Source organism: Phycicoccus sp. Soil748, assembly GCF_001428025.1.
In the GTDB taxonomy this organism is placed as follows: domain Bacteria; phylum Actinomycetota; class Actinomycetes; order Actinomycetales; family Dermatophilaceae; genus Pedococcus.
Map to the genome: position 1 here is coordinate 99,297 of NZ_LMSC01000001.1, position 24,270 is coordinate 123,566.

The 24,270-nt window shown below is 71.8% G+C and carries 27 protein-coding genes and 1 tRNA gene; 13 read left to right on the forward strand and 15 right to left on the reverse strand.

Annotated elements, in window-relative coordinates; all coding sequences use genetic code 11:
- Positions 1 to 26 precede the first annotated feature (26 nt).
- Positions 27 to 275, forward strand: coding sequence for a hypothetical protein (locus ASG70_RS00450; RefSeq protein ID WP_056881902.1), 249 nt, complete (start codon positions 27 to 29; stop codon positions 273 to 275).
- A gap of 87 nt (positions 276 to 362) precedes the next feature.
- On the opposite strand, the gene ASG70_RS00455 is transcribed toward ASG70_RS00450, so the two are convergent.
- The 4 genes from ASG70_RS00455 to ASG70_RS00470 all read right to left on the reverse strand — a co-directional run bounded on the left by ASG70_RS00455 (position 363) and on the right by ASG70_RS00470 (position 3,662).
- Positions 363 to 842, reverse strand: a complete 480-nt coding sequence (locus ASG70_RS00455) for a MarR family winged helix-turn-helix transcriptional regulator (RefSeq protein WP_056881903.1) — start codon at positions 840 to 842, stop codon at positions 363 to 365.
- A gap of 89 nt (positions 843 to 931) precedes the next feature.
- Positions 932 to 1,564, reverse strand: a complete 633-nt coding sequence (locus ASG70_RS00460) for a GerMN domain-containing protein (protein WP_056881904.1) — start codon at positions 1,562 to 1,564, stop codon at positions 932 to 934.
- The gene (locus ASG70_RS00465; RefSeq protein WP_056881905.1) at positions 1,561 to 2,958 is read right to left on the reverse strand and encodes a HAMP domain-containing sensor histidine kinase; all 1,398 of its coding nucleotides are present in this window, start codon (positions 2,956 to 2,958) and stop codon (positions 1,561 to 1,563) included. Before ASG70_RS00465 ends, ASG70_RS00460 begins: the two co-directional genes overlap by 4 nt.
- Positions 2,958 to 3,662: a response regulator transcription factor gene (locus tag ASG70_RS00470; RefSeq protein ID WP_056882060.1), complete on the reverse strand. Its 705-nt coding sequence runs from the start codon at positions 3,660 to 3,662 to the stop codon at positions 2,958 to 2,960. The genes ASG70_RS00465 and ASG70_RS00470 overlap by 1 nt, the downstream gene beginning before the upstream one ends.
- A 140-nt stretch (positions 3,663 to 3,802) precedes the next feature.
- Between ASG70_RS00470 and ASG70_RS00475 the strand changes: the two genes are divergently transcribed.
- From ASG70_RS00475 to ASG70_RS00500, 6 genes are all read left to right on the forward strand, one after another.
- Entirely contained in the window at positions 3,803 to 4,108 is a 306-nt protein-coding gene (locus tag ASG70_RS00475) for an STAS domain-containing protein (protein ID WP_056881906.1), read from the forward strand.
- The gene (locus tag ASG70_RS00480; protein ID WP_056881907.1) at positions 4,105 to 4,623 is read left to right on the forward strand and encodes a hypothetical protein; all 519 of its coding nucleotides are present in this window, start codon (positions 4,105 to 4,107) and stop codon (positions 4,621 to 4,623) included. Before ASG70_RS00475 ends, ASG70_RS00480 begins: the two co-directional genes overlap by 4 nt.
- Positions 4,620 to 4,799, forward strand: a complete 180-nt coding sequence (locus ASG70_RS00485; protein ID WP_056881908.1) for a hypothetical protein — start codon at positions 4,620 to 4,622, stop codon at positions 4,797 to 4,799. The genes ASG70_RS00480 and ASG70_RS00485 overlap by 4 nt, the downstream gene beginning before the upstream one ends.
- A 171-nt stretch (positions 4,800 to 4,970) precedes the next feature.
- Positions 4,971 to 6,743: a chloride channel protein gene (locus tag ASG70_RS00490; RefSeq protein ID WP_056881909.1), complete on the forward strand. Its 1,773-nt coding sequence runs from the start codon at positions 4,971 to 4,973 to the stop codon at positions 6,741 to 6,743.
- Positions 6,740 to 7,726, forward strand: a complete 987-nt coding sequence (locus ASG70_RS00495; protein ID WP_200949155.1) for a cytochrome c oxidase assembly protein — start codon at positions 6,740 to 6,742, stop codon at positions 7,724 to 7,726. Before ASG70_RS00490 ends, ASG70_RS00495 begins: the two co-directional genes overlap by 4 nt.
- Positions 7,723 to 8,550: an SCO family protein gene (locus ASG70_RS00500; protein WP_056881910.1), complete on the forward strand. Its 828-nt coding sequence runs from the start codon at positions 7,723 to 7,725 to the stop codon at positions 8,548 to 8,550. Before ASG70_RS00495 ends, ASG70_RS00500 begins: the two co-directional genes overlap by 4 nt.
- Before the next feature lie 846 nt (positions 8,551 to 9,396).
- Here the strand turns inward: ASG70_RS00500 and ASG70_RS00505 are convergent.
- Positions 9,397 to 10,500: a YeiH family protein gene (locus ASG70_RS00505; RefSeq protein WP_082589844.1), complete on the reverse strand. Its 1,104-nt coding sequence runs from the start codon at positions 10,498 to 10,500 to the stop codon at positions 9,397 to 9,399.
- Between the two features lie 113 nt (positions 10,501 to 10,613).
- Between ASG70_RS00505 and ASG70_RS00510 the strand changes: the two genes are divergently transcribed.
- The 3 genes from ASG70_RS00510 (at position 10,614) to ASG70_RS00520 (ending at position 13,189) form a co-directional block, all read left to right on the forward strand.
- On the forward strand, positions 10,614 to 11,519 hold the full coding sequence (locus ASG70_RS00510) for a LysR family transcriptional regulator (protein WP_235531275.1): 906 nt from the start codon (positions 10,614 to 10,616) through the stop codon (positions 11,517 to 11,519).
- A gap of 423 nt (positions 11,520 to 11,942) precedes the next feature.
- Positions 11,943 to 12,155 (forward strand): AlpA family transcriptional regulator, encoded by a 213-nt coding sequence (locus tag ASG70_RS20280; RefSeq protein ID WP_056881912.1) that lies wholly within the window; start codon positions 11,943 to 11,945, stop codon positions 12,153 to 12,155.
- 44 nt (positions 12,156 to 12,199) lie between these two features.
- Positions 12,200 to 13,189 (forward strand): tyrosine-type recombinase/integrase, encoded by a 990-nt coding sequence (locus tag ASG70_RS00520; RefSeq protein ID WP_235531276.1) that lies wholly within the window; start codon positions 12,200 to 12,202, stop codon positions 13,187 to 13,189.
- 103 nt (positions 13,190 to 13,292) lie between these two features.
- On the opposite strand, the gene ASG70_RS00525 is transcribed toward ASG70_RS00520, so the two are convergent.
- The 3 genes from ASG70_RS00525 to ASG70_RS00535 all read right to left on the reverse strand — a co-directional run bounded on the left by ASG70_RS00525 (position 13,293) and on the right by ASG70_RS00535 (position 14,762).
- Positions 13,293 to 13,365 (reverse strand) — tRNA-Ala (locus tag ASG70_RS00525).
- A gap of 78 nt (positions 13,366 to 13,443) precedes the next feature.
- Positions 13,444 to 14,253 (reverse strand): anti-sigma factor, encoded by an 810-nt coding sequence (locus ASG70_RS00530; protein WP_056881914.1) that lies wholly within the window; start codon positions 14,251 to 14,253, stop codon positions 13,444 to 13,446.
- A complete protein-coding gene (locus ASG70_RS00535) occupies positions 14,250 to 14,762 on the reverse strand; it encodes a sigma-70 family RNA polymerase sigma factor (protein WP_056881915.1) in 513 nt (170 codons plus the stop codon). Before ASG70_RS00535 ends, ASG70_RS00530 begins: the two co-directional genes overlap by 4 nt.
- Before the next feature lie 161 nt (positions 14,763 to 14,923).
- Here ASG70_RS00535 and ASG70_RS00540 point away from each other — a divergent pair, with 161 nt between their 5' ends.
- Both ASG70_RS00540 and ASG70_RS00545 read left to right on the forward strand, forming a co-directional pair.
- On the forward strand, positions 14,924 to 15,469 hold the full coding sequence (locus ASG70_RS00540; RefSeq protein WP_056881916.1) for a hypothetical protein: 546 nt from the start codon (positions 14,924 to 14,926) through the stop codon (positions 15,467 to 15,469).
- Between the two features lie 9 nt (positions 15,470 to 15,478).
- Positions 15,479 to 15,916: a DUF2231 domain-containing protein gene (locus tag ASG70_RS00545; protein WP_056881917.1), complete on the forward strand. Its 438-nt coding sequence runs from the start codon at positions 15,479 to 15,481 to the stop codon at positions 15,914 to 15,916.
- A 49-nt stretch (positions 15,917 to 15,965) separates the two neighbouring features.
- Here ASG70_RS00545 and ASG70_RS00550 read toward each other — a convergent pair whose 3' ends face one another.
- The 6 genes from ASG70_RS00550 to galU form a co-directional block, all read right to left on the reverse strand.
- A complete protein-coding gene (locus ASG70_RS00550) occupies positions 15,966 to 17,099 on the reverse strand; it encodes a hypothetical protein (RefSeq protein ID WP_056881918.1) in 1,134 nt (377 codons plus the stop codon).
- A 10-nt stretch (positions 17,100 to 17,109) separates the two neighbouring features.
- Positions 17,110 to 17,772: a GNAT family N-acetyltransferase gene (locus ASG70_RS00555; protein WP_056881919.1), complete on the reverse strand. Its 663-nt coding sequence runs from the start codon at positions 17,770 to 17,772 to the stop codon at positions 17,110 to 17,112.
- A complete protein-coding gene (locus tag ASG70_RS00560; RefSeq protein ID WP_056881920.1) occupies positions 17,772 to 18,248 on the reverse strand; it encodes a molybdenum cofactor biosynthesis protein B in 477 nt (158 codons plus the stop codon). Before ASG70_RS00560 ends, ASG70_RS00555 begins: the two co-directional genes overlap by 1 nt.
- Complete coding sequence (gene moaC / locus ASG70_RS00565) at positions 18,245 to 18,676, reverse strand: cyclic pyranopterin monophosphate synthase MoaC (protein ID WP_082589912.1); 432 nt, start codon at positions 18,674 to 18,676, stop codon at positions 18,245 to 18,247. Before moaC ends, ASG70_RS00560 begins: the two co-directional genes overlap by 4 nt.
- 68 nt (positions 18,677 to 18,744) lie before the next feature.
- A complete protein-coding gene (gene glp / locus ASG70_RS00570; protein ID WP_056881922.1) occupies positions 18,745 to 19,965 on the reverse strand; it encodes a gephyrin-like molybdotransferase Glp in 1,221 nt (406 codons plus the stop codon).
- Positions 19,962 to 20,927: a UTP--glucose-1-phosphate uridylyltransferase GalU gene (galU, locus tag ASG70_RS00575; RefSeq protein ID WP_056881923.1), complete on the reverse strand. Its 966-nt coding sequence runs from the start codon at positions 20,925 to 20,927 to the stop codon at positions 19,962 to 19,964. Before galU ends, glp begins: the two co-directional genes overlap by 4 nt.
- Before the next feature lie 63 nt (positions 20,928 to 20,990).
- Between galU and ASG70_RS00580 the strand changes: the two genes are divergently transcribed.
- The gene (locus ASG70_RS00580; RefSeq protein WP_056881924.1) at positions 20,991 to 21,596 is read left to right on the forward strand and encodes a 5-formyltetrahydrofolate cyclo-ligase; all 606 of its coding nucleotides are present in this window, start codon (positions 20,991 to 20,993) and stop codon (positions 21,594 to 21,596) included.
- Here ASG70_RS00580 and ASG70_RS00585 read toward each other — a convergent pair.
- A complete protein-coding gene (locus ASG70_RS00585; protein ID WP_056881925.1) occupies positions 21,565 to 24,252 on the reverse strand; it encodes a penicillin acylase family protein in 2,688 nt (895 codons plus the stop codon). The genes ASG70_RS00580 and ASG70_RS00585 overlap by 32 nt on opposite strands.
- Between the last annotated feature and the right edge of the window lie 18 nt (positions 24,253 to 24,270).

The window sequence follows — 24,270 nt, forward strand, 5'->3', positions numbered from 1 at the left end:
GTCGGAAACGACAGGAGGCTCATCGGATGTCGTACGGAAACATCGTCCAGCTGAAGCCCAACCACCGCCTCGCACCAGACACCGCGCGCGCGGTTGTCGCCGCACAGCTCCGCGGCGAGTCGAGGGCTCGGGAGGACCGACCGGACGTCGTGGTGGCGGCCATCGCCCGTGAGATCGAGAGCCTCGGGCTGGTCCCGGACCAGGACGAGCTGCGACGTCGGTATGCCGCTCCTTCCGGGCTGCCGGAGGCACTCGCCACCCGGCTGACCGAGTGACCCAGAGGACCGACTGAACCCGGGGAACCAAGCGACCCGGCTCTGGGGACCGCAGGGGGTCCTCGGAGCCGGGTCATCCGGTGTGGGTCACCAGCCCCACACGGTTGCGGCGTCGAGGGCGGCTGCGGGCTCGTCCGCGGCGGCGGCGAACGCCGTCAGCGCCCTGACGAGCTGCCGCGCCTCGGCGCGGGGCATCGTCTCGGCGATCGCCCGGATCTCCGAGCGCCGTTGCGCGGTGACCTCGTCGACGACCTGGACCCCGCGGGCGGTCAGGTCGATGACCACCTCCCGCCGGTCCTGGTCGTTCTCGCGGCGGGTCACGAGGTCAGCGGCGATGAGGCGATCGACGGTCCGCAAGGCGGTGGAGGGGCTCACCCCCAACCGCTCCGCCAAGAGGTTGAGGCGAGTCTCACCGTGCCCACGCAGCACCACGAGCACCCGGAACTGCGTCACCGTCACGGACTCGTCGAGGTGGGCCAAGGACCGCGCGGAGACCCCCACCAGCACCCGGGACGCGGTGAGCAGCGCGGTGACGAGGTCGTCAACCTCTGATTCGTCGGCAAACACTCAACATTCTCCCCATGTGTTCGGCACCTCGTGGTCCCAGGCGGCCATCAAGCTGGTCATCCCGAATCTTTGCACGATGCAATCCACCGTCACTTCGGCGGCGGCTCGGACTCGGACGTCGCGGTGGGGGCGCCGCCTCTCGTCAGGGGCGTGTACGCACTGGCTCCCACGGGCGCACCGGTGAGGGCGCCCCCCGGGAGCGGCAGCTCGACGGGTTCGCCGTTCCGCGTGACCAGGACCTGGTCGACACCCGGCACGGACGTGACGGTGAGGACGACCTGGGCCACGGCCAGCGGGACGCGGGACGCGGAAGGGACCTGGTCGCCCGGGGCGAGGTCGATGGTGGCCACTCCTGCGGCGATCCCGCTGAGCCGGATGGACGTCCCTGGCCCCAGGGCGGTCGACAGACCGGCTGCACGTTCGCCTTCCGAGGGACCATCGGCCAGCTGCGCAAGGACGTCGGTCACCGCGACCGCGGGGTCCGTGGTCCGGTCGTTACGGGACTTCACCGGGACGAGGACCTGCTCCCGCACGAGGTACACGTAGGGCCGGGACGTGACGCGCGCATCCGTAGTGGCGGGCGCCTCCTCCGACGGGCTCGTCAGGTCATAGGGCACCTGCGTGATCGTGACGGGCACCGTGTGGTCAGGCGCTCCGCATCCCGTGAGCAGGAGGACCGCCGACACGGCCCCCAGGCGCAGCCATGAGGTCCTCGAGCTCACGACGCCTCCTCCTCACGATCGTCGACCCCACCCGGGGGGCCCTCCTCGGCGAGAGGCAGACGCATCACGAAGCGCGCCCCTCCCTGGGGCGACTCGGTACAGCTGACGTCGCCCCCGTGGGAGCGCAACGTCTCCGACACGAGGCTGAGCCCGAGGCCCGAGCCCGGCCTGGCGGCTCGTGAGCCGGTCCGTGCGAACCGTTCGAAGATGCGCAGCCGGTCCTCCTTGTGGACACCAGGGCCGGCGTCGTCGACCACCACGACAGCCCACGCGTCCTGCCGACCGACCTCGACGTTCACGACCCCGTCGCCATGGAGGTCGGCGTTGTCCAAGAGGTTGGTCACGGCCCGGAGCATCGCGGCCTTGTCCACATCCACGCGTGGGGGCACCGCCGCCCGTGCCCGCAGCAGCTCGACCGGGCGGTGGGTGTGGACCAAGGTGTTGCGCACCAGCTCGACGAGGTCGACACGTCCTCGCTGCCCCTCGCCGACCCCGGCCTCCAAGCGGCCCAGGGCGAGCAGCTGCTCCAGTGCACGGCCGAGGCGGTCGACCTCACGACGCAACAGGTGCACCGACTGCGTCCGGTGCTGCTCGTCCGGGGCACGCTCCAGCACGTCCACCGTCGTCGTCATCGCCGTGAGCGGCGACCGCAGCTCGTGCGCCACGTCCGCCGCGAACCTCGCGTCACGGTCCAGCCGTTCCTGCAGCGCCTCGACCATCGCGTTGAACGAACCCACGATGACGCTGAGGTCTGGGTCACGGGTGGGCTGGAGACGGGCGCGTGTGTCTCCACCCGCGATCCGGGCCGACGCGGTGGCGATCCCGTCGAGCGGGGCGACGACTCGGCGAGCCGCCTCACGCCCGATCGCGGCGCCCCCGACCGCGGTGAGCAGCGCGAAGCCCACCAGCGCCAGTCGGAGGGTGTCCAGAGTGGACGAGAGCTCCCTGGCGGTGGACACCTCGAACACCTCTGCCCCGACGGCCGTCAGCGGTGTCCCGACCGCGATGACGGGCTCGCCGTCGAGGCGGGACCACGCGCTGGAGGCCGCCCCGGACGCCACTACGTCCCGCAGCTGCGCCGGGACCACGTCTCGGTCGACGCCCAGGGAAGAGGAGTACCACTGTCCACCACGGTGCAGCACGAGCACCGCTCCGGCGGGTGGCGAGGTCGACGCGAGGACGTCGTCGACCTCGGCACCCGAGGTGAGCAGCCCTTCTCGGACGAAGGAGGCGTCGACGAATGCCTGTCGTGCCGCGGTGTGCGCGCGCTGGACCAGCAGGTAGTGGCGTGCGGTCAGGTAGGTGCCTAGCGCCAGGGTGGTGGAGACCGCCAGGGCGAGGGCAGCGAAGACGAGGGTGATCCGTGTTCGCAGTCCGAGGGGCTGTCGCGCCATCACGCACGCCGGTCGAACCGGTACCCGAGGCCGCGGACGGTCACCAGCAGCCGCGGACTGCCGGGCTCACGTTCGATCTTGGTCCGCAGCCTGCGGATGTGGACGTCCACGATCCGCTCGTCGCCGAAGTAGTCGCGCTCCCACACCCGGTCCAGCAGCACCTGACGGCTCAGCACCCGCCCAGAGGGCTGGTTCAGCTCGCAGAGCAGGCGGAACTCGGTGGTGGTCAGGTGGATCTCCTCCTCCCCCCGTCGCACGATGCCGGCGGACCACTCCAGGACCAGTGGTCCGTCCGTGCCGTCGAGCACGACGGACTCGGACTCGGCCGACCTCGTCATGGCCGGCGGGCGCCGGCGGAGGGCACGCAGCCGCGCGGAGACCTCCTTGACCTGGAACGGCTTGGTCACGTAGTCGTCGGCTCCCGACTCCAGGGCGGCGACGATGTCGTGGGTGTCGGCGCGGGCACTGACCACGATGATGGGCACGTCGCTGCGTTGCCGCACCTCGCGCACGAAGCTGAACCCGTCCATCTCGCCGAGCATGAGGTCGACGAGCATGAGGTCCACCGACAAGCGCGGCAGCTCCGCCAGGGCGTCCTCGGCCAGACCGAAGGGGATCGTCCGATACCCCTCTGCCTCCAGGGCCAGGCACAGTGAGCTGCGAATCCCCTCGTCGTCCTCGAGCACGAGCAGGGTGGTGGCCATCACCCGCATTCTGCCAGTGCGACCTCCCGCACGTCGGGTGCCCGTGCGCGCGAAGGGCATTCGTCATGCAACCGCAAAGTGGCGGCACCGGCGTCCGTCACATGGCTGGGCCACTCTCGAGTGATGCTCGAGGAGGTGCCATGACCGCGATCGACGAGTCCGCCACGTACGCCCGCTCCACCACGCTGAGGGAGGCTTCACTGACCCAGGACCTCCTGGGACTGCGCTCGACCGTCGCCGACGTGCTGCTGTCCCACGCAGGCCGGGTGGTCGTCGACGTCTCGGACCTCGACCGCCCTTCCTCGAGCGCTGTTGCGGCCCTGCTGTGGGCCAAGCGCAGCTGTGCCCGCGCCGGGGTGGAGTTCGAGGTGCGAGGAGCGCGGACCTCCAACCGAGATGTGCTGCGCCGGTGCGGCCTGCGACTGGGCGACGGTGGGCGGCAATGACGATCCACGTGGCCGGCCCGACCCTCGTGCGGTCGAGCTCCGGCACTGGCGACTGGACCGTGTGGGCCGTCGAGCAGCGGGCTGGGGTCGCCCGGGTGGAACGGCGACCGGACCTCATCGAGGTCGTCGTGGCCGACGCCCCGGCAGGCGACGGCAGTGAGGCCGGGTTCACCGCCGTCGCCTGCACCGCCGAGGGCGAAGCGATGGTGCTCAGGCAGGCGGCACCGCCTGCGCTCCTGGTCGGCGCCTCGAGCTGCCGGACTGCGCCAGCAGACCCGGGGGGTCGCGAGCTCGTCGCGATGGGGCCGGACGAGCTGCTGCTCCTGCTGTCCGCCTCAGCGCTCGAAGCACGACCCGCCGTGCTGTCACAGAACCTTCAGTCACCCGCGCACCTGCTCGACCTGGACCCTGCCCGACTCCTGGCGGAGCTGTTCACTGACGTGCCGTACGGCGCGGGCGCCATGCTCCGCCGCTGCGCCCCCACCCCAACCGAACTCGAGGAGCCCACCCGATGAACGCATTCAGGTCCGCCTTGGCCAACGAGGTCTCGCAGGCGCGGGCATCCCTGCTCCGCGCACGCGAGCGCCACGACGAAGCTGCCATGACCGACGCCGTGGAGCGCCTCCACGACCTCGACGAGATCAGCGCCCGGGTCAGGGACGGCCTCACCCTGGTCACCGCGCCGGACTGACGGGGTCGGGCACGCAGGCCGACCTCCCTCCCGCGCAGGGACCGCGGCCACGGTGCCGCGGTTTGTGTTGGAGCGGGCAAGTATTGCATCATGCAATTCATGCCTTGGAGTCCTGACCCGTCCTCGCCCCTGCCCGCGACCAGGGTCGGCGCTCCTCGCAGGCTCGCGGGGATGACGGGGAGCCGCGTCGGTGCCGCGCTGCGTACGTCCAGTGCCGGCCTGCTCGCCCTGTCACTCGCCGTCGGAGCCGTGGCGGCAGGCTTCGCGGTCCTCTTTCGGTGGCTCATCCGCACGTTCACGCTCCTGTTCTCGGGGCACGCGGACTACGCCGGCGCTGCTGGCGCCGCCCACCCGGGGCTACCCGGGCTGGGGCGGTGGTTCGTGGTCGCTGCGCCGGTCGCCGCGGGCCTGCTGTACGGCCCCCTGGTGCACTTCTTCGCCCGCGAGGCACGGGGCCACGGCGTGCCCGAGGTGATGTACGCCGTGTCGCACCGCGGCGGTCGGATCGCCCCCCAGGTGGCCGGGGTCAAGGCGCTGGCGTCGGCCCTGTGCATCGGTGGTGGCGGCTCGGTGGGACGCGAGGGTCCGATCGTGCAGATCGGGTCCGCACTGGGTTCGACCGTCGGGCGGGTCCTGCGCGTGCCCGAGGTCCGGCTGCGGGTCCTGGTGGCGTGCGGAGCAGCTGCCGGGATTGCCGCCACGTTCAACGCTCCGCTGGCCGGGGTCTTCTTCGCGATGGAGCTGATCCTCGCGGACTTCACCGCCCAGGCGTTCGGCATGGTCGTCCTCTCCTCGGTCGCCGCCAGCGTCATCGGCCGGGCCGTGCTCGGCGACACTCCCTTCCTGCAGCTCCCGGCCTTCACCGTAAAGCACCCCACGGAGTACCTCCTCTTCGCCCTGCTGGGCCTGGTCGCCGGGGGCGCCGGGGTCCTCTTCACCAAGGTGCTCTACGCCATCGAGGACCTGTGCGACAGGGTCTGGCGTGGCCCTGAGTGGCTGCGTCCGGCGGTCGGCGGGATCGTCCTCGGACTGCTCCTGCTGGTGCTGCCGCAGATGTACGGCGTCGGCTACCCAGTCCTGGGCGCCGCGGTCGGCGGCAGGTACACGGTCGCCTTCCTGCTCCTCCTCCTGCTGGGGAAGATGGTCGCCACCAGCCTGACCATCGGGATCGGCGGTTCCGGCGGGGTCTTCGCGCCCAGCCTGTTCATCGGGGCCATGCTCGGCGCCGGGTTCGGCGAGGCTGCCCACGTGCTCGCCCCGGGCATCGCCGGACCGGTCGGCGCCTACGGCCTCATCGGCATGGGAGCGGTCTTCGCCGGCGCGGCACGCGCGCCGATCACGGCCGTGATCATCATGTTCGAGCTGACCGGCGAGTACACCATCATCCTGCCTCTCATGGCCGCCATCGTGCTGGCCACGGGCGTCAGCCACCTCATCTCCCCCGACACCATCTACACCCTCAAGCTGCGGCGCCGCGGGGTGGCGCTCGGCCGTCCCGAGGCCATCGCCCCGAGCCAGCCCAGCCTGCAGGTGCGCGACGTGATGGACCCGGTACCGCAGCCGGTGTCGGAGGACGAAGCACTGGTCGACGTCACCACGGCGCTGGCCGCCAGCCGGTTCGGCGTCCTCCCCGTCCTGGCCCAGAACGGCGACTACCTGGGCGTGGTCACGGCCCGTGGCGTCTCGGACGCCCTGGCAGACGGCCGACACGACGCCGCGGCGGCCTCGCTGGCGACCGAGGTCCCCACCGTCATCCGTGACAGCGACACCTTGGCAGCCGCCGCGGACGCACTGTCCCGCGACGACACCAACGCGTTGCCGGTGGTCACCGCCGAGGGGGCCGTCGTGGGCTGGCTCGACTACCGTGCCCTGTTCAACGCGCGACGTGTCGCGGCACAGGATGGCTCCCGGGCACAGCCGTCGAGTGCCGTGCAGCGACCGTGACCGCGGGACAGGGCGGCTCCCTGATGTGGATGCCGATGCATCCGCCGGAGCTCGGCCGCCTCCTGGCCTGGCACCCGCAACCACTCCCCGTCATACCGCTGCTGTGCCTGCTCGCCTGGCTCCTCTACTCCGTGGGAGCAGCGCGCCTGCGACGACTCGGGCACGCGTGGCCCGTCGGACGGTGGCTCAGCTTCACCGTCGGGCTCCTGACGGTCGTCGCCGTCACGGCCACCGCCGTCAACGGTTATGCCATGCGGCTCTTCAGCGTGCACATGGTGCAGCACATGGTGCTCAGCATGCTGTCACCGCTCTTGCTGCTCATGGGAGCACCCGTCACGTTGTGCCTGCGGGCCCTGCCCGCCCAGGGCGCCGGGGCGCAGGTCCGGCGCGGCGTCGTCCGTTGCCTGCACAGTCGGGTCCTGTCCGTGGCGGCGAGGCCCGTGGTGACGCTGCCCCTGTTCATCGGCAGCCTCTACGGGCTCTACTTCACGCCGGTGTTCGACGCGGCCATGCGGACGTGGTGGGGCCACGACCTGATGCTGGGGCACTTCCTGGCCGTCGGCCTCCTGCTGTTCTGGCCGATCATGGCCATCGACCCCAGCCCGCGGGCAACGACCCCGGTGCTGCGGATGCTGGAGCTGTTCGTGGCCATGCCGTTCCATGCGTTCTTCGGTGTGATCGTCATGACGAGCACGACCCTCCTCGTGCGGACGTTCGCGACCAGCCCGGCACGTTGGGGCACGGCCCCGGTGACCGACCAGCAGCTCGGCGGCGGCATCGCGTGGGCGTTCAGCGAGATCCCCACCCTGCTCGTCGTGGCGGCACTGTTCGTGCAGTGGTCTCGCGCCAGCGACCGGGAGGCGCGCCGCGCGGACCGGGCCGCAGACCGCGACGACGCGGTCCTGACCGCATACAACGCCTGGCTGGCGCAGCTGGCCCGCGACCACACCGCTCGTACACCGGGAGGGGGCACACGCCCATGACGACGAGCACGACCGCGGTGCGAGGCACCGCCCGCACCGCGGCACGCCGCGTGGCGCGCAGCCGGCGGCTCGCAGCGGCATTGACCCTGGCGGCCACCGTGCCGCTGCTCGCGTGCTGCTCCAGCGCCGACACGTCCCGGCCGAGCACCGACGCGGCTCCCCCCTCGGGCACGGTCGTGGACGAGCCGGTGCCCGACTCGATCGCGAACCTGCCCCTGGTCGACCAGCACGGCCACCGCTTCACCCTCGCCTCCCTGCGCGGCAAGACCGTGGTGCTGGGTGACTTCCTCACGCTCTGCCAGGAGGTCTGCCCGCTGACCAGCGTCAACCTCCGTGACGTCGCACGGGCCGTCAGACGTCACGGGCTGTCCGGTGACGTCGAGGTCGTCGAGGCGACCGTCGACCCGGCGCGCGACACCGTGCCTCGGCTGGCGGCGTACGAGAAGCTGTTCGGCGCCGAGGAGGACTGGACCCTGGCCACCGGCGACCACCGCGCGCTCGACAGGCTCTGGGCGTTCCTCGGCGTCGACCAGCAGAAGGCGGCAGAGGACGTCTCGCCTGCCCCGACGGACTGGTGGACCGGCGCCCCGCTGACGTACGACGTGCACCACCAGGACGTCGTCTACGTCATCGACGCAGAGGGTCACGCGAGGTGGGTGGACGACGGCACCCCCGACACGATGGGCGAGCAGCCGTCGGGACCGATGCTGCGGTTCCTCAATGACGAGGGCAGGCACAACCTCGCGTCCCCGACCGAACCCACCTGGACGGTCGAGGACGTCGAGCGGGCGGTGACCTACGTCTCCGGGAAGTCCCTGGACTGAACGCAGGCCATTACCGCTGCGCTGTGGCCGTCCCCTGAACCACCCGCACACGTCCACCAAACGAAGAAGGACCGGACACACTCTCGCGTCCGGTCCTTCGTCGTGCGGTGGAGCTGAGGGGATTCGAACCCCTGACCTTCTCATTGCGAAGGCATCCTTGGCCTTCGCGGTTGTTGTGGGCGTGCTCCGGCTGGCATCGGAATCACTGCATGGTCGGGCTCCTCTTCAAGGCCCGGGGCACGTGGGGGGCACACGCCTCGCGAGACTTGTCGGCCGACAGCGTGAGGTGGCCGCGCGGGTCTGTGCAGTGACTTCAAGCCTGTTTGGCTGGGAGGCGTCCGGCTGCGATGCCGGCACGGAAGCCGGCCGAACGGGTCTGAGGACTGGACTTGTGGTCGTGGTGAGGGCTGGGGCTTGCGGCAGCCAGGCACGCGCCGGCCCCCGCCGTCATCAGCGCAGTAGAGGGTGATGGTCGCCTGAGCTGAGAGCAGCGTCCTGGTACGGGTCCGGGGCGCTGCTCTTCTGCGTGTGGCGTGGGGTGCGGTGGGGTGCGCGAGGACGGCGCGCCAGCGCCGCCCGCAGCGCGGGGCCCCATCNGTTCTCACCGATGCCCCGGAGATCCGTCTGCAACGTCCTCTCATGCCGAATTGAGGACGTTCCAGCGCCTGTGTGGCGATGCCCGGTGGTGAATCGGCCTTGGCCGAAGGGCCCCTTCTGGATTCTCGGACCTGGGCCGCAGCAGGAATCTTCACCGGACGGGGCTTGCAGGATGCGGGATCCCACCCATCTGCTCAAGGGGTAGTTCCACATGAGGGTAGCCGCCAAAAAGTGCCTGCAGCTGGCTACTCACGCTCCGAGGAGCCTCACGCCAGCGAATGCGACGGTGCCGACCAATAGCCATGAGAGCATGCCGAGCACCAGGGCTCGGCCCCCGGTGCGTCGCAGCATCGTGAGCTGGATTCCGGTGCCCAGTCCGAACAAGGCAGCCGCGAGCAGAATCTCCTGAACGAGCTTGGCCAGAACCAGGACCGATGCCGGTACGGCTCCGGTACTGGCCAGCCCGATCGCGCCGAGGAAGCCCAGCACGAAGAGCGGCAGTAGCGGCGGGCGTCGCTTGGTGGGTGCCCGCAGGCCGCCCTCCGCGGTGGAGCTCGCAGTGCGTCGTCGCTGCATCAAGGCGACGCCGGTGACCAGGGGCGCGAGCAGGATCACTCGACTGAGCTTTACGACGACCGCAGACGTCAGGGCGCCGGGGACTCTGCTCGCGGTGGCGACAGTCTGGCCAACGTCGTGGACGCTAGCGCCGACCCAGCTGCCGAACGCGACGGGGTCTAGGCCGAGGGGGACTCGCACGGCCGGCAGGAGCAGGATGGCCAGGCTCCCGCACAAGGTGACGAGCGCAACCGCGACCCCGGTGTCGTCCTCGTCTCCGCCAGCGACTTCCTCCATCGCGGCCACGGCCGATGCGCCGCAGATGGAGAAGCCCGTTGCGATGAGGAGGGCCCGCGCCGGCGGGACGCCCAGTATTCGACCGAGCAGCTGGGTCCCGCCGAACGTGACGGCGACCGTCACGGCCACGACTGCGGCGCCCTCGACGCCGAGGTGCAGTAGCTGCTGCACCCCGAGCTGCAGACCGAGCAGGACGACGGCGAGGCGGAGCAGGCGGTGGGAGGCGATGTGCGTGCCGACGTGCAACGCGGGTCGGTGCAGACCGGCGTTCACCACCAGCGTGCCGAGCACGACCGCGGCCGTCGAGGGGTTGACGGCCGGAAGCACGTGCGCGATCCCGAAGGAGATGGCTGTGGCGGCCGCGACGACCGTCAGGCCGGGCACCGGAGAGGTGCTGCCAGGTCGTGGGGTCGGCGGGCAGGTGGGCCGGCAGCGGCTGCGGCGTGTCAGGTGCCAGCGCGAGTGGGCGTGCTCGTGGGTCGGGTCGTGGATGGCGGTCATGGACACCTCCTGGGGTCACCAGCCACTGTCGATGCTCCGTCCGTCCACCGGTAGGCGTCTTGCTCCGATGGGCTCATCAGGTGGGCTGATGTCTGGCCATAGACTCAGTGATTGTGTTGAACCGCGTACCTGACCTCGACTCGCTCCAACTGCTGCTCAACGTTGCCGAGACAGGCAGCCTCGGGCGAGCTGCGCAGAGGCACGGGCTCAGCCAGCCGGCCGTCAGCGCGCGGGTGCAGACGATGGAACGCCTCGTCGGGTTCCCCCTGGTCAGCCGCAGCACGCGCGGCTCCACGCTGACCCCGGCGGGTGCCCTCCTTGCCGAATGGGGTCGGGGGGTGCTGGCGGCAGCGGAGTTCCTCGAGGCGGGTATCGGTTCGCTGCGGTCGGAGGGGGCACGGAGGATGCGGGTCGCGGCCAGCCTTACCGTCGCCGAACACCTTCTGCCTGGATGGTTGGTCCAGCTGGCTGCCACGCACCCGGGTACGGCAGTCAGCCTGACCGCGACGAACAGTGCGCAGGTCGCGGCGAGTGTGCTTGCAGGGACCGCCGATGTCGGTTTCATCGAGGGGCCTGACCTGCCCAGGGGCCTCCAGGAGCAGGTGGTGGCGCGAGACCGTTTGGTCCTGATCGTGCCGCCGGGGCATCCGTGGGCGCGACGTCGCTCGATGGTCGAGGCGGCAGACCTGGCGGCTACGCGCCTGGTGCAACGGGAGCCGACGTCGGGCACGAGGACCTTCCTGGAGCGGGCGCTGGCCGGGCATGCACCCCTAGCCACCCCACTCCTGGAGTTCTCGACCAGCACAGCCGTGCGCTCCGCCGTCGCCGCTGGCGCCGGGCCAGCGGTGCTGAGCGACCTCGCCGTCCGCGACGACGTCTCGACCGGTCGGCTCGTGCAGGTGGCCGTTCGTGGTGTCGACCTGCGACGGCGGCTTCGAGCGGTGTGGCCGGTCGGCACCCGACTGGCGCCCGCCGCCGCTGACCTCCTGAGCGTCGGCCAGCGGAAGGGCCCAGCGTAGAAGTTGGCCAAGCCGGCTCGGTTACCCCTGAGCACGATGCCTACCTCGTCCCCGTTTCCCGATCCACTACCCGGCACCGCGTAACCCGATCGACGACTGCCCGTGGCTGGGCCCCTGAGGTTGTGTGCGGGTCCTTCGACCGACCCCACCGCTGGCTATGGACTCCCCGCCCATCGCGATGAACACGGACTGATCCCAAACGTCCTCATCTGCCGCGAGCCGCGCGGCTGTCCTGGTGCGCCTTCCACCCGTTTCGCAGCTCCAAAGACCTGCCCGAAACGTAAAGGTCTGGTCAAAACCCTCCTTCGCCCCTTGCAATCGGTGGACTGCGCCGATTCGGGCGTGCAGCGTTGATGCTGTCGCACCTCGAGCGACAAGCCCTCGACCCGAGGGCGAGATGGGGACGGGAATGGAGGCGTGGAAATGCCGAATGTCATTGCCCTGGCTGGTGACTCCACGCCCGTTCCGCGTCTGCTGACCACAGCCGAGGTCGCAGACCTGCTCCATGTGAACGCCTCGACGTTGTGCCGGTGGCGCCAGCAAGGGATGGGGCCACGCGTGGCGTGGCTCTCACCGTCCATCCCTCGCTACCAGCTGGCGGACGTCACGGCGTGGATCGAACGGACTGCGTCGTGAGGATCCGCAAGGAGCCATCGGGGAGGTTCCGAGCAGTGCTGAAGGTGGGTCGTGATTACGTCGCGGGCCGGACCTTCGACACCAAGCGGGACGCCCAGGCGTGGCTGATGCGCGAACGGGCGGCCCTCGCTGGCGGCGTCGTCCCGCGCGCGGGACGCGCCACCGTGAGATCCCTGCTCCGGGTCTGGCTCGAGGAGCGCACTCACTCGGTGTCGGCCAAGACCTACACGGCCGACGCCGCGCTCCTGCGGCTTGTGCCCCAATCGCTGGCCGCCCTTTCGATCAACGCGGTCACCGATCGCGAGGTCACCCGAGCGCTCATCACGCTCACGAGCGACGGTCTGGCGGAGTCATCGGTGCGCCGTTTCCGGGCATCGTTGTCGTCCTTCTTCGCGTGGGCCGTGCGGGAGCGACTGATCGTGCTCAACCCGGTGCTTCGGACTCGGGTGCCGAAGGCCAGCGGTCCCAGGACAGAGATGTTCCCCTTCGGCGAGGAGGACCTCGAACGCATCCACCTCAAGGCAGCGGCGATCGACCAACGCCTCGGTGACCTCCTGCTCGTCGCGGGGTGGACAGGGCTGCGGTGGTCGGAGCTGCGGGCCGTTCGGGTCCGGGACTTCGTCGAGGTGCCGATGCCCACGTTGGTGGTCCAGCGGGCCGAGCCGGAGGGCGTCGCCATCAAGACCACGAAGTCCGGTCGGTCGCGTCGGGTGCCGGTCGCGGATCGGGTCCTCCCGCTCGTGGTCGCGATGGCGGCGGGCAGGGAGGCCGACGCTCCACTGTTCGTGACGTCCTCGGGTCACCGGTTGCACGCCTCCGCGTTCAAACGGTCGCTCGGTTGGTCGACGCTTGCTGAAGGTCGCCGCATCCACGACCTGCGGCATACCGCTGCCTGCTTGTGGCTGGCCCGCGGCGTCGACCCGGGCACCGTCCAGGCGTGGATGGGGCACCAGTCGATCGCCACGACCAACCTCTACCTGCACCACCTCGGAACGCCCGCTGACCGGGCCGGACTGGCTCGCCTGAACGACTAGGGGCACGCCGGGGGCACACGAACCGAGTGGGTGGCGGAATGACAACGCAAGAACCCCGCCTGATGATCAGCATTCCTGCTGGTCAGACGGGGTTCTCTCGGGGTGGAGCTGAGGGGATTCGAACCCCTGACCTTCTCATTGCGAACGAGACGCGCTACCAACTGCGCCACAGCCCCTTGATGCGGACGAAACGATAACACCAGCAGCACCCCCCACGGAAAACGGTCCCCGGCGCGCCTTCCAGTGGTCGCCAGTCAGCCGAGGAGGGCGCGCATCACGGTGTCGCCGGTGTCGACCTGGCGGATCTCGACCGCAGCGATCCGGTCGACCGGCAGCTTCGTGACACCGGAGGGGTGCATGACCCGGCCCGAGCGGGCGGTCCAGTCCTTCACCTGCGCGTTGCTGCCGTCCCGCCCGACGACCCAGATCGCGTAGTGCACCCCGGCGTCGTCGCCATAGTCCTGCCCGGGACCCGTGGCCGAGCCCGTACCCGTGACGCTCCCGGACGCAACCGCACCGGCGGCCGCCCCGAGCTGGGCGTACTGGCACTCGACCCGCAGCTCGGTCCCCAGCGCAGTCGGCACGACGTCCACGACGGCCGTCATCGGCGAGGCCTGCACGGGCGCGAACGCCAACCTGCTGCCCGCGGCCGCCGTGGCCTGTGGACGGTCGGCCGGTGAGCCGCCCCGCGCCTCCGACACGGCATACCCGCCCGCGCCCCCGATGAGCAGCGCAGCCGCAGCGGCCGCCATGGGAGCCAGCCAGGTGCGGGGGCGAGAGGGGGTCAGCGGCAGCGGCAGCACGGGCATCAGCGAGGAGGGCGGCGGCACGTCGAGGTCGTCGACCTCACCGGGCAGGGGCGCGCGGGAGCCGGAGTCCACCGCCATCGCCTCAGCCGGGCTGAGCTGACCGAGCAGCCCGGGCATGCCGGCGAGCTCGGCCACCGCGTCGCGGCACCGGCCGCACCCCGCGAGGTGGTCCTCGTACTCCGCCCGCTCGGCACCCGTGAGGGCACCCAGCACGTAGGCAGCGTCCCAGTCCGCGTACACGTCGGCGTGGCTCATGCGCGCGTCACCCCCTTCTCCTGCAGGGCGAGCCGCAGGCTGCGCAGGCCGTAGTGGAGGCGGGACTTCACGGTCCCCTCCGGGATCCTCAGCTCGGCCGCGATCTCCGCCACGGTCCTCCCCTCGTAGTAGGCGGCGGCCACCACGCGGCGGTGGTCCGCGGACAGCGAGCCCAGGGCGTCGGCGATGAGCCAGCGGTCCAGCACCTCACCGGTCCGGTCGCCCGTCACCGGGTCGACCCAGTCGAGGCCGGCCACCTCGTGGCGGCTGGCCGCGCTGCGCCACCGGTCGACGACCAGGTTGCGCACCACCGTGAACAGCCACGCCCTCGCCTGGGCGTCGCTGCGGCCGCCGAGCTCGGGGTCGCGCCACGCGCGCAGCAGCGACTCCTGCACGAGGTCCTCGGCCACCTGCGGGTCACGGGTCAGCCGCACGGCGAACCGCCACAGCTCCGGGGCATGGCGGTCGTGCAGGCCCTGCAGGGCCGCCTGCCGCTGCGCTGCCTCCACCTCGCCACCTCCGCCGACCGGTGCCGACTCCTGATCCTCCCCGCCCGGGGCCGTCGGGGTAAAGGACGACACAGCCCGCCCAGACGTTCACCGGCGCCCTGACCTCGACCGCCGAACGAGAGCCCGGTGAACTCCGGGCGGGGCCATCTCGTCCAAGCGCCATGGACACCTTCCTCCCCCGGGCCGCCACGACAGCGGCGGCCCTCCTCGCGGTCGCGGCGCTGGCAGGCTGTGGCTCGTCGGGTGGTTCGGCCTCTGCCAGCTCGAGCTCGTCATCCGCCGGCTCCTCGTCCTCGTCGCCCGGCTCGTCCTCGTCTTCCAGCTCGTCCTCCTCAGCAGCCGACCTCGGCGTGGCGAAGAGCAGCCTGGGCGAGATCGTCGTCAACGGCTCGAAGATGACGACCTACGTCTTCACCAAGGACAAGCCCGGCTCCGGCACCAGCAGCTGCACCGGCCAGTGCGCCGCGTTGTGGCCACCGGTGACGACCACCTCAGCCGCCCCGAAGGTCGACGGCGTCAAGGGGACCGTCGGCACCATCACCCTCCCCGACGGCACCAAGCAGGTCACCCTCGACGGCCGCCCGCTCTACCTCTTCGCCAAGGACACCAAGCCCGGCGACGTGGCCGGGCAGGGCGTGGGCAAGGTCTGGTATGCAGTGGGTCCAGACGGTTCGATGCTCACCGGCGGCACCCGCGGCGGGTACTGAGGAGGTCTCGTGCAGATCAACGGCCTGCCCGCCCACGCCCTGCTGGTCCACCTCGTCGTGGTGCTGCTGCCCCTCACCGCGCTCGGCGCCGTGGCGGTCAGCGTGTGGCCGGCGGCGCAGCGCAAGCTCACCTTCCTGGTGCCCCTCGGCGCTGTGGTGGGGCTGGTGGCCGTGCCCGTGACGACGCGCGCAGGCAACGACCTCGCCGCCCACCTGGGCAACCCGGCGTTCATCAACCACCACCGGTCGCTCGGCTCGATGGTGCTGCCCTGGGCGGCGGCGCTCGCCGTCACCACCCTCGCGCAGTGGCTGCTGCTGCGGCGTGGCACCAGCCGGGCCGTGCGGACCACGGTGGCGGTACTGGTCGTGGGCAGCGCCGTCGGCACGGCCGTCATCGTCGCCCTGGCCGGCGACGCGGGCGCCCGGGCTGTGTGGGGCGGGCGCTAGCCCGTCACCGCGGCGACGGGGTCGTCCGCGCGGAGCGGCGGTGCGGGCGTCAGGCGCCGGCGACGCGGCGGGCAGGCTCCTGCTCGTACGCTGCGTACTCGGTGTCCGCGTCGCCCACCAGGTCGGCGGCGGTCGGGGCGGGACGGGTGGCGCGCGACTTCATCGTGTAGGTCGGGCGGGGCACGGGGACCGGGTCCCAGGTGAGCGGGATGTCGTCCTCGTCGACCAGGGGCCGGGCGGGGACGACCAGCTCGGCAGCGGGCTCGACGGCCGCAGCCGGCGTCGGCTGCGGCGCAGCGGGGGCAGCAGTGGCCGGGGCGGCCAGTCCGCGCTCGACCTCCTGGAAGTCGTAGAGCGCGGAGGCAGCCGGCTGGGCCGGGGCCTCCGTCACCGTGTCGTCGGGCTCGGACTCGGTGTGGGACTCGGTGTGGGACTCGAGCTGGGTCGAGGCGCCGGAGGACGCGGCGGGGCGGGTCGCCTGCTCGCGCTCGACCGGGCGACGGGGCGCGGTGGGCACGGCCGCGGCACGGGGCGCCGGACGCTGCGCGCCCGGGCGCTCGGCGGTGGGACGGCTGGCGCGGCGCGCGGCCTGCTCGGCAGCCACGGCCTGGCGAACCCAGGCCACGGAGCCGACGACGGCAGCGACCGGCACCAGGACGGCGACCCAGGGCAGCGCCCCGAAAGCCGCCAGCGGCAGGGCGAGCAGCACCGCGGCGAGCGAGGCGAGCAGCGTCAGGCCGCGGACCTTGCGGGCTGGACGGACTGCGGCGGGGGCGAGCTCGTGGCCGGTGTCGCGACCGGCCTTGCCCGGTGCGGGCGCCGGCTCCTCCCAGCCCCAGGCCCCGTCGCGAAGCCCCTCGACGGCCTCGAGGTCAGCGGAGGGGGCCGGGCGGGTGGTCGCGCCGGGGGTGGCGGTCATCGTGAAGGTCGTGGTCTCGGCGCGCTTGACGAGCACCTGCGCGCGGACGGCTCGGGCCGGGCTCACGGCATACGAGCGGGGTGAGGGCACCGAGAGGTCGGCGACGGGCAGGGCGGTGCGACGCTCGAGGACGCGCATCGACTCGGAGAACTGGTCGACGGACCGGGCGGTGGCGAGGTGTTCGCGACGACGCACCCAGTACTGCACGAAATAGGCAGCCCAGACGGCGATGATGACGAGGAAGACGAGACTGCTGGGCTGCACGGACACGACGTTAGGTGGCCCGGCTCGGCCCCTCGGGGACGTGCGGCGGTGTGTCGCCAATGTGACTGGTGTGGTTGCTGTGCAGACGCTCAGCGAGGGTGTGCCCGCCGAGGTCCTCGGTGGTCAGCGCGAACGTCCGGTGGTCGCGCCACTGCCCGTCGATGTGCAGGTATGCAGCCCGCACGCCCTCGTCGCGGAAGGCCAGCTTGCGCACCACGGCGAGGCTGTTGGCGTTCTCGGGGCGGATGTTGACCTCGAGGCGGTGCAGCCCGAGCGCACCGAACGCGTGGTCACCGGCCAGAGCCAGGGCCGTGGGCACGACGCCTCGCCCTGCCACCTTCTGGTCGACCCAGTAGCCCGCGGCCGCGGACAGCAGCGATCCCCACGAGATGCCGAAGAGCACGACCTGCCCGACCAGCCGTCCGTCGGTGCGGATCGTGAAGGGCAGCATCCGGCCGGCCCGGGCCTCGCTGCGGTAGTGCCGGACGAGGCCGGCGAACGACACCGGCCGGGGGTCCTGCTCGGGGGCGGTGGCCTCCCACGGACCCAGCCAGTCGCGGTTGAGCGAGCGCACCCGGGTCCACTCGTGCCGGTCGCTGCGGCGCAGCGCGTCGAGGACCACCTCGTCCCCATGAGGGGTCGTGCCGTGGAGCTCAACCGGCCACACGACCATCAGTGGTCGCCGCCCCTGATCTGCGACAGCGCGTGCTGCACGACGGGCTCGAGGACCGCGAGGCCATCGCGCACGCCCCCGGTCGAGCCGGGGAGGTTGACGACGAGGGTCGGGCCCGCGGTGCCCGCGAGCCCTCGGGACAGCATCGCCGTGGGCACCCCGGCGGCGACGCCGGCCGACCGGATGGCCTCGGCGATGCCGCTGACCTCACGGTCGAGCACGGCCCGGGTCGCCTCCGGCGTGCCGTCGGTGGGCGAGAGGCCGGTGCCGCCGGTGGTGACGAGCAGGTCGGGCTCCGACGCGAGCGCTGCCTCCAGCGCCTCCGCGACGGCCGGGCCGTCGGGGACCACGGTCGCGTCCTCGACCTCGAACCCCCACCCCCGCAGTGCCTCCACGACCAGGGGACCCCCGCGGTCGGGGTACACGCCGGTGGCTGCCCGGGTCGAGCAGGTGACGACGACCGCCCGGGGGCTCACGGCTGCTCCGCCCAGTCGCCGGACCGGCCGCCGGACTTCGCGGTGACCCGGACGTCGGTGATGCGGGCGTGCTTGTCGACGGCCTTGACCATGTCGATGAGCGCGAGGGCGGCCACGGCGACCGCAGTGAGGGCCTCCATCTCGATCCCGGTGCGGTCGGCGGTCCGGACGGTCGCCACGACCTCGACGCCGTCGTCGACCACCTCGAGGTCGACGGCCACGCCGTGCACGGCGATCGGGTGGGCGAGCGGGATCAGCTCGGGGGTGCGCTTGACCGCCTGGATGCCGGCGATGCGGGCCACCGCGAGGGCGTCACCCTTGGGGACGTTGCCGTCGCGCAGGGCTGCAACTGCGTTGGAGGACAACAGGACCCGACCGGCGGCACTGGCCTGGCGGGCCGTGACGTCCTTGGCCGAGACGTCGACCATGTGGGCCGAGCCGTCCGCCCGCACGTGGGTCAGCCCGGACCTCTGGGTCGCCCGCGTCGTCTCGTCGCTCACTGGCCCTCCCTCCCGAGCAGCGGCAGGCACTCGAGGGCGTCACCGACCTCGACCTGCGTCACCTCCGGTGGGATGACGGCGAGCGCGTCGGCCGCCGCGAGGGCCCCGAGCATGTGCGAGCCCTGCCCACCGGCGAGGCGCGCGCGGTCGTCGTCCAGGACGACCCGCAGGAACTCCATCTTCCCGGGCACCGAGCTGAACGCCTCCCCCGCGACGGCCGGCACGTAGCCGGGCGGGAAGGCGGGCTCCGGCCGCCCCGCCATGGCCCGCAGCGCCGGTGCGACGAACACGTGGAACGACACCAGCGCGCTCACCGGGTTGCCGGGCAGGGTGAAGACCGGGACCTGGTCGTCACCGAGCACGCCGAACCCCTGCGGCATCCCCGGGCGCATCGCCACCTTGTCGAACTGCACCGTCCCGACCCGCGACAGCACCTCCTTGACCGTGTCGAACGCGCCCATCGAGACGCCGCCGGTCGTGATGATGGCGTCGGCCCGCACGAGCTGGCCCTCGAGGGTGTCCAGCAGCGCCCGGGCGTCGTCGGGCACCCCGCCCACGCGGTACGGCGTGACCCCCACCGAGGTGACGGCTGCGGTGAGCATGAGCGAGTTGGAGTCGACGATCTGGCCGAACCCCGGCGTGGTGCCCACGTCGACGAGCTCGTCGCCGGTGGAGAGCACGACCACGCGCGGACGCGGGACCACCTTCACCCGGGCGACGCCCGCGGCGGCGAGCAGCGCGATCTGGCCGGGGCCGAGCAGCGTGCCGCGACGCAGGATGGTGACGCCCTGCTCGACGTCCTCCCCCACCTCGCGGACGTGCTGGCCGACCACGGAGGGCACCCGGACCTGCACCCGGACCACCCCGCCGTCGGTGACCTCGACCGGGACGACGGCGTCGGCACCCCGGGGCATCGGGGCTCCGGTCATGATGCGCATCGTCTGGCCCTGGGCCAGCGACAGGGCGTTGGTGTTGCCGGCGGCGATGTCGTTGACCACCGGCAGGACGACGGGGTCGTCCTCGGTGGCGCCCACGACGTCCTGGGCGTGCACGGCGTACCCGTCCATCGCCGAGTTGGTGAAGCCGGGCAGGGAGCCGCGGGCCGTGACGTCCTCGGCGAGGACGCAGCCCTGGGCGTCGAGGACGCCCTGCTCGAAGGGCCGGATGACCCTGACGGTGCCGAGGATCCGGTCGAGGTGCTGCTCGACCGAGATCACCTCGACGTGGCCTCCGCCGCGTCGGCGCCTTCAGCGGCGCCGGCGCCGTTGCTGCCGTTGGCACCCGCCCGGTCGGCGGCGAACTCGTCCAGCCACTCGCCGAAGTCGGAGCCCAGCTCGGCATGGTCGAGGCCGAGGCGGACCACGGCCTTCAGGTAGTCGAGGCGGTCGCCTGTGTCGTAGCGGCGGCCCCCGAAGACGACGCCGTGGACACCCCCGCCCGGCTCGGTGGACGCGGCGAGGGTCTGCAGGGCGTCGGTCAGCTGGATCTCGCCGCCGCGGCCGGGCGGGGTGTTCTCCAGCACGCCGAAGACCGACGGGTCGAGCACGTAGCGGCCGATGACGGCGAGGTTGCTGGGGGCGTCGGCGGGGTCGGGCTTCTCGACGAGGCCGGTGATGCGCACGACGTCGCCCTCCCGCTGGTCGACGGCGGCGCAGCCGTAGAGGTGGGCCGACTCGCGCGGCACCTCCATCAGGGCGATGACGCTGCCGCCCTTCTCCTCGCGCACCTTGAGCATCTCCTCGAGGAGGTGGTCGCGGGCGTCGATGAGGTCGTCGCCGAGCAGGACGGCGAACGGGTTGTCGCCGACGTGCTCCTTGGCGACGTGGACGGCGTGGCCGAGGCCCTTGGGCTGGCCCTGGCGCACGAAGTGCACCTTCATCGCGGCGGACTCGCGCACCCGCTCGAGGCGGAACTGGTCGCCCTTGGCCTCCAGCGCCTGCTCGAGCTCCCACTGGTGGTCGAAGTGGTCCTCCAGGGCCGCCTTGTTGCGGCCGGTGATGATGAGCACGTCCTCGAGCCCGGCGCGCACGGCCTCCTCGACGACGTACTGGATCGCCGGCTTGTCGACCACCGGCAGCATCTCCTTCGGAGTGGCCTTGGTGGCGGGCAGGAAGCGGGTCCCGAGGCCGGCGGCGGGGATCACGGCCTTGGTGACGGGTCGGGCGTTCTCGCTGCTCATGGACCCACCCTATTCGCGACACCCCGCTCGCGGCTCGGGTTCGCTGCGCTGCACCATGGACCCGTGTCCGTCCCGACCCCGCCCCCGGAGCCGTTCCCGCCCATCACCGGTGACAAGGCGGAGCTGCGTAGACGGCTTCGTGTGCTGCGGCGCGAGCGGGTGCCTGCCCGCGACCGGGCCGCCGACGCCGAGTCCATCGCGCTGCTCGCCCTGGAGGTGGCCCACGAGGCGGGGGTGGGACGCGGCGGCTGGGTGGCGGCGTACGAGTCGACACCCACCGAGCCCCCGACGGAGGCGCTGGTCGCGGCGCTGCAGGGACGCGGCGTACGGGTGCTGCTCCCGGTGACGCTCCCCGACTGGGACCTCGACTGGCGCGAGGCCGGCTCCGACGTGCCGCTGGGCAGGGACGCGGTCGGGCGCGCTGCGGTGGTCTTCGTCCCGGCGCACGCCGTCGACGGGGCCGGGACGCGCATCGGCCAGGGGAAGGGCTGCTACGACCGGGCGCTCGCCCGCACCGACGGCGTGCGTGTGGCGGTCGTGCACCCGTGGGAGGTCGCCCGCGAGGCCCTGCCCCACGAGGAGCACGACCTCCCCGTGGACGCCGTCATCACCGCGGCCACGGGGCTCCGGCGCCTTCCTAGCTGGAGGACCCGCCCGGCACGAGCGTGAGCTCGTCGCCGCCCGCGTCCTTGACGGCGCCCGCGCTGTATGGCCAGTCGAACAGCTCGTTCTTGGCCCATGCCTTGGACTGGTCGTTGTAGTGGTCGGCGAACGCGTGGCCGCTGTTGCCGGTCTGGTTGACCCAGCGCGACCTGTCGAAGTTCGAGAGGTCGACGACCATCCGCATCGAGGGCGCCCAGTCCACCTTGAACGCCTGCGACCGGCTCGCGTCGTCGAGACCCTTGCTGGCGTCCCAGCCGTTGGCGTCGACGATGGCCGAGCCACCTGGCATCTCGATGGGCCCGCGGTTGAACAGCTGGCGCACGATGCCGGGGACGTCGTCGCCACCGAGCACCTGGTGGGTCAGCGTGAGGGTGTGCAGCTGGCCCCACTCCCAGTCCGAGGGGTCCTTGCCGAGCTCGCGGGTCAGGTCGAGGCGGGCGTCGACGAGGGCCTTGCGCAGGATCTCGGACTGCCCCTCGGTGACGCCGGCGGTGCGCTTGTCGTCCCACCATGCCGAGCGCGGCTTGGCCAGGAGCTGGCTCATCGCCTCCATCCACTGGTCGCCGCCGTTGGCGCGCAGGTCCTTGGGCAGCTCGTCGTCGAACGTCAGGTCGAGCAGGCTCGACCACACGGCGTTGTAGTAGGCGGCGGCAGCACCCGCGGGGCTCTTGCCCGCCGGGGTGGTGAAGTCCCAGTGCCGCAACAGGTCCTGCGCCTGCTCGGTGAAGTCGTCGTTGCCGAGGTCGACCTTGAGCAGGGCCTTGACCAGGGTGGGCGCGAACTGGCTTCGGGTGTCGCCCTGGATCTGCGACATGGCCGCGGGCGTGACCTTCGGGTCCTTCTCCAGCAGGTCGCGGATGCGCTGGCTGCGGAAGCCGTAGTCCCACTCCGTGGTGAGGAAGGGCGTGCTGCTCTCGGTGACCGCCTGGTTGGCGGCGACGATGAAGCCCTTCGGCGGGTTGTACGCGTACGGCATCTGGGCGAAGGGCACGTAGCCCTTCCAGTCCCACGAGGAGACCCAGCCGGGGCGGATCCAGTAACCGGGGGCGTTCTGCATGTAGCGGCTGCGGACCGGGATGACTCCGGGGGCCTGGTAGCCGATGTTGCCTGCCGTGTCGGCGTAGAGCAGGTTCTGCGCGGGGACCGCGAAGTCCTTGGCGGCGGCGCGGAACTCGGCGAAGTTGGTGGCCTTGTTGAGGCCGAAGATCGCGTCGGCCGTCTGCCCGACCTGGATCCCGGTCCACTGCAGGGCGACCTCGTAGTCGCCGGGGCTGGTCTTGCCGTTGACGGGCGGTCCCTCGCCCGCCTTCGCGACGCCGTCGATCGCGTCGGACAGGATCGGCCCGTGGGCCGTCGACCGCACCGTGATGGTCTCCTCCCCACCGCCACCGATCTTGATGGTCTCGGTGCGCATGGTCAGTGGCACCTGCTTGCCGTCGCGCAGGTAGGTGCTCCCCCGCACCTGCTCTAGGAAGAAGTCGCTCACGTCGGGGCCGAGGTTGGTGAACCCCCAGGCGATCGACTGGTTGTGCCCGATGACGATGCCCGGCAGCCCGGCGAAGGAGTAGCCCGCGGTGTCGAAGGGGCAGCTGCTGCCGACGGTGCGGCAGTGCAGGCCCACCTGGTACCAGATGCCGGGGATGCTCACGCCGAGGTGGGGGTCGTTGGCCAGCAACGGCTTCCCGGTGCTCGTGCGCGAGCCGGAGACCACCCACGAGTTGGAGCCGATGCCGTCGCCCCGCCCCATCGTGACCGGGACGCTGGCGAGCGCCTTGGACACGGCGGCATACGCGCGCTGCGCCCCCGGTCCCGTCTCGGCGGCGACGGCGGGGTCGGTGCCGGAGGCCTTGGTGGAAGCGGCCTTGGCCGGCGCCGAGGAGAAGGGGATCGCCGAGCCGGCGTCAGTGGGCGTCGTACCGGTGGCGGTCGTGGGCGCGCCCGTGGTGGGCGACCACTCGTCGCCTGAGAGGATCGGCTTGTTGGCCGTGTACGGGTAGGCGGGGAACAGCTCGTTGATCTGGCTGAGCGGCATCGAGCCGGCCAGGCGCGCGCGCATCAGCTCGGCGGAGTAGTCGCCGCGCAGGTCCCACGCCATGGCCTTGAGCCATGCGAGGGAGTCGGCCGGCGTCCAGTCCTCGACGCGGTAGTCGGGCACCTTCTGGGCGAGCACGACGTACTCGAGCGACATCTTCGACGGCGTGCCCTGCTGGTGGATGTAGGCATTGACGCCGTCGGCGTAGGCCTGCAGGTAGCGCCGCGTCTCGGGCTTGAGCGTCGGCAGCTCGGCCTCGGCCACGCGCCGCCAGCCGAGGGTGCGGATCACCCGGTCGGTCTCCAGGCCGCCCTTGCCGACGAGCTCGGAGAGCCGGCCGGAGGTGATGTGGCGGCGCAGGTCCATCTCGAAGAAGCGGTCCTGGGCGTGGACGAAACCCTCGGCGCGGAACAGGTCGTCGGCGGTGTCGGCGTAGATCTGCGGGATCCCGTGGTCGCCGCGGATGACCTGGACCTTGCCCTGCAGACCCGGCACGGTCAGCTCGCCCTCGGTGACGGGGAACGGACGCCGGACCCAGGTCACCGCCAGGACCGCGACGATTCCGAGGACGACGACGAGCAGGGCCGCCACCGCGATGGCGATGCGGCGGGCAAGGATGACGCGAGACACCCTGCGAGACTATCCGCA

Coding starts and splice junctions, on each gene's coding strand:
- ASG70_RS00450 (WP_056881902.1), top strand. CDS start 27: ATGTCGTACGGAAACATCGTCCAGCTGAAGCCCAACCACCGCCTCGCA.
- ASG70_RS00465 (WP_056881905.1), bottom strand. CDS start 2,958: ATGGCGCGACAGCCCCTCGGACTGCGAACACGGATCACCCTCGTCTTC.
- ASG70_RS00470 (WP_056882060.1), bottom strand. CDS start 3,662: ATGGCCACCACCCTGCTCGTGCTCGAGGACGACGAGGGGATTCGCAGC.
- ASG70_RS00475 (WP_056881906.1), top strand. CDS start 3,803: ATGACCGCGATCGACGAGTCCGCCACGTACGCCCGCTCCACCACGCTG.
- ASG70_RS00480 (WP_056881907.1), top strand. CDS start 4,105: ATGACGATCCACGTGGCCGGCCCGACCCTCGTGCGGTCGAGCTCCGGC.
- ASG70_RS00485 (WP_056881908.1), top strand. CDS start 4,620: ATGAACGCATTCAGGTCCGCCTTGGCCAACGAGGTCTCGCAGGCGCGG.
- ASG70_RS00490 (WP_056881909.1), top strand. CDS start 4,971: ATGACGGGGAGCCGCGTCGGTGCCGCGCTGCGTACGTCCAGTGCCGGC.
- ASG70_RS00500 (WP_056881910.1), top strand. CDS start 7,723: ATGACGACGAGCACGACCGCGGTGCGAGGCACCGCCCGCACCGCGGCA.
- ASG70_RS00505 (WP_082589844.1), bottom strand. CDS start 10,500: ATGACCGCCATCCACGACCCGACCCACGAGCACGCCCACTCGCGCTGG.
- ASG70_RS20280 (WP_056881912.1), top strand. CDS start 11,943: ATGCCGAATGTCATTGCCCTGGCTGGTGACTCCACGCCCGTTCCGCGT.
- ASG70_RS00530 (WP_056881914.1), bottom strand. CDS start 14,253: ATGAGCCACGCCGACGTGTACGCGGACTGGGACGCTGCCTACGTGCTG.
- ASG70_RS00540 (WP_056881916.1), top strand. CDS start 14,924: ATGGACACCTTCCTCCCCCGGGCCGCCACGACAGCGGCGGCCCTCCTC.
- ASG70_RS00555 (WP_056881919.1), bottom strand. CDS start 17,772: ATGGTCGTGTGGCCGGTTGAGCTCCACGGCACGACCCCTCATGGGGAC.
- moaC (WP_082589912.1), bottom strand. CDS start 18,676: ATGGTCGACGTCTCGGCCAAGGACGTCACGGCCCGCCAGGCCAGTGCC.
- galU (WP_056881923.1), bottom strand. CDS start 20,927: ATGAGCAGCGAGAACGCCCGACCCGTCACCAAGGCCGTGATCCCCGCC.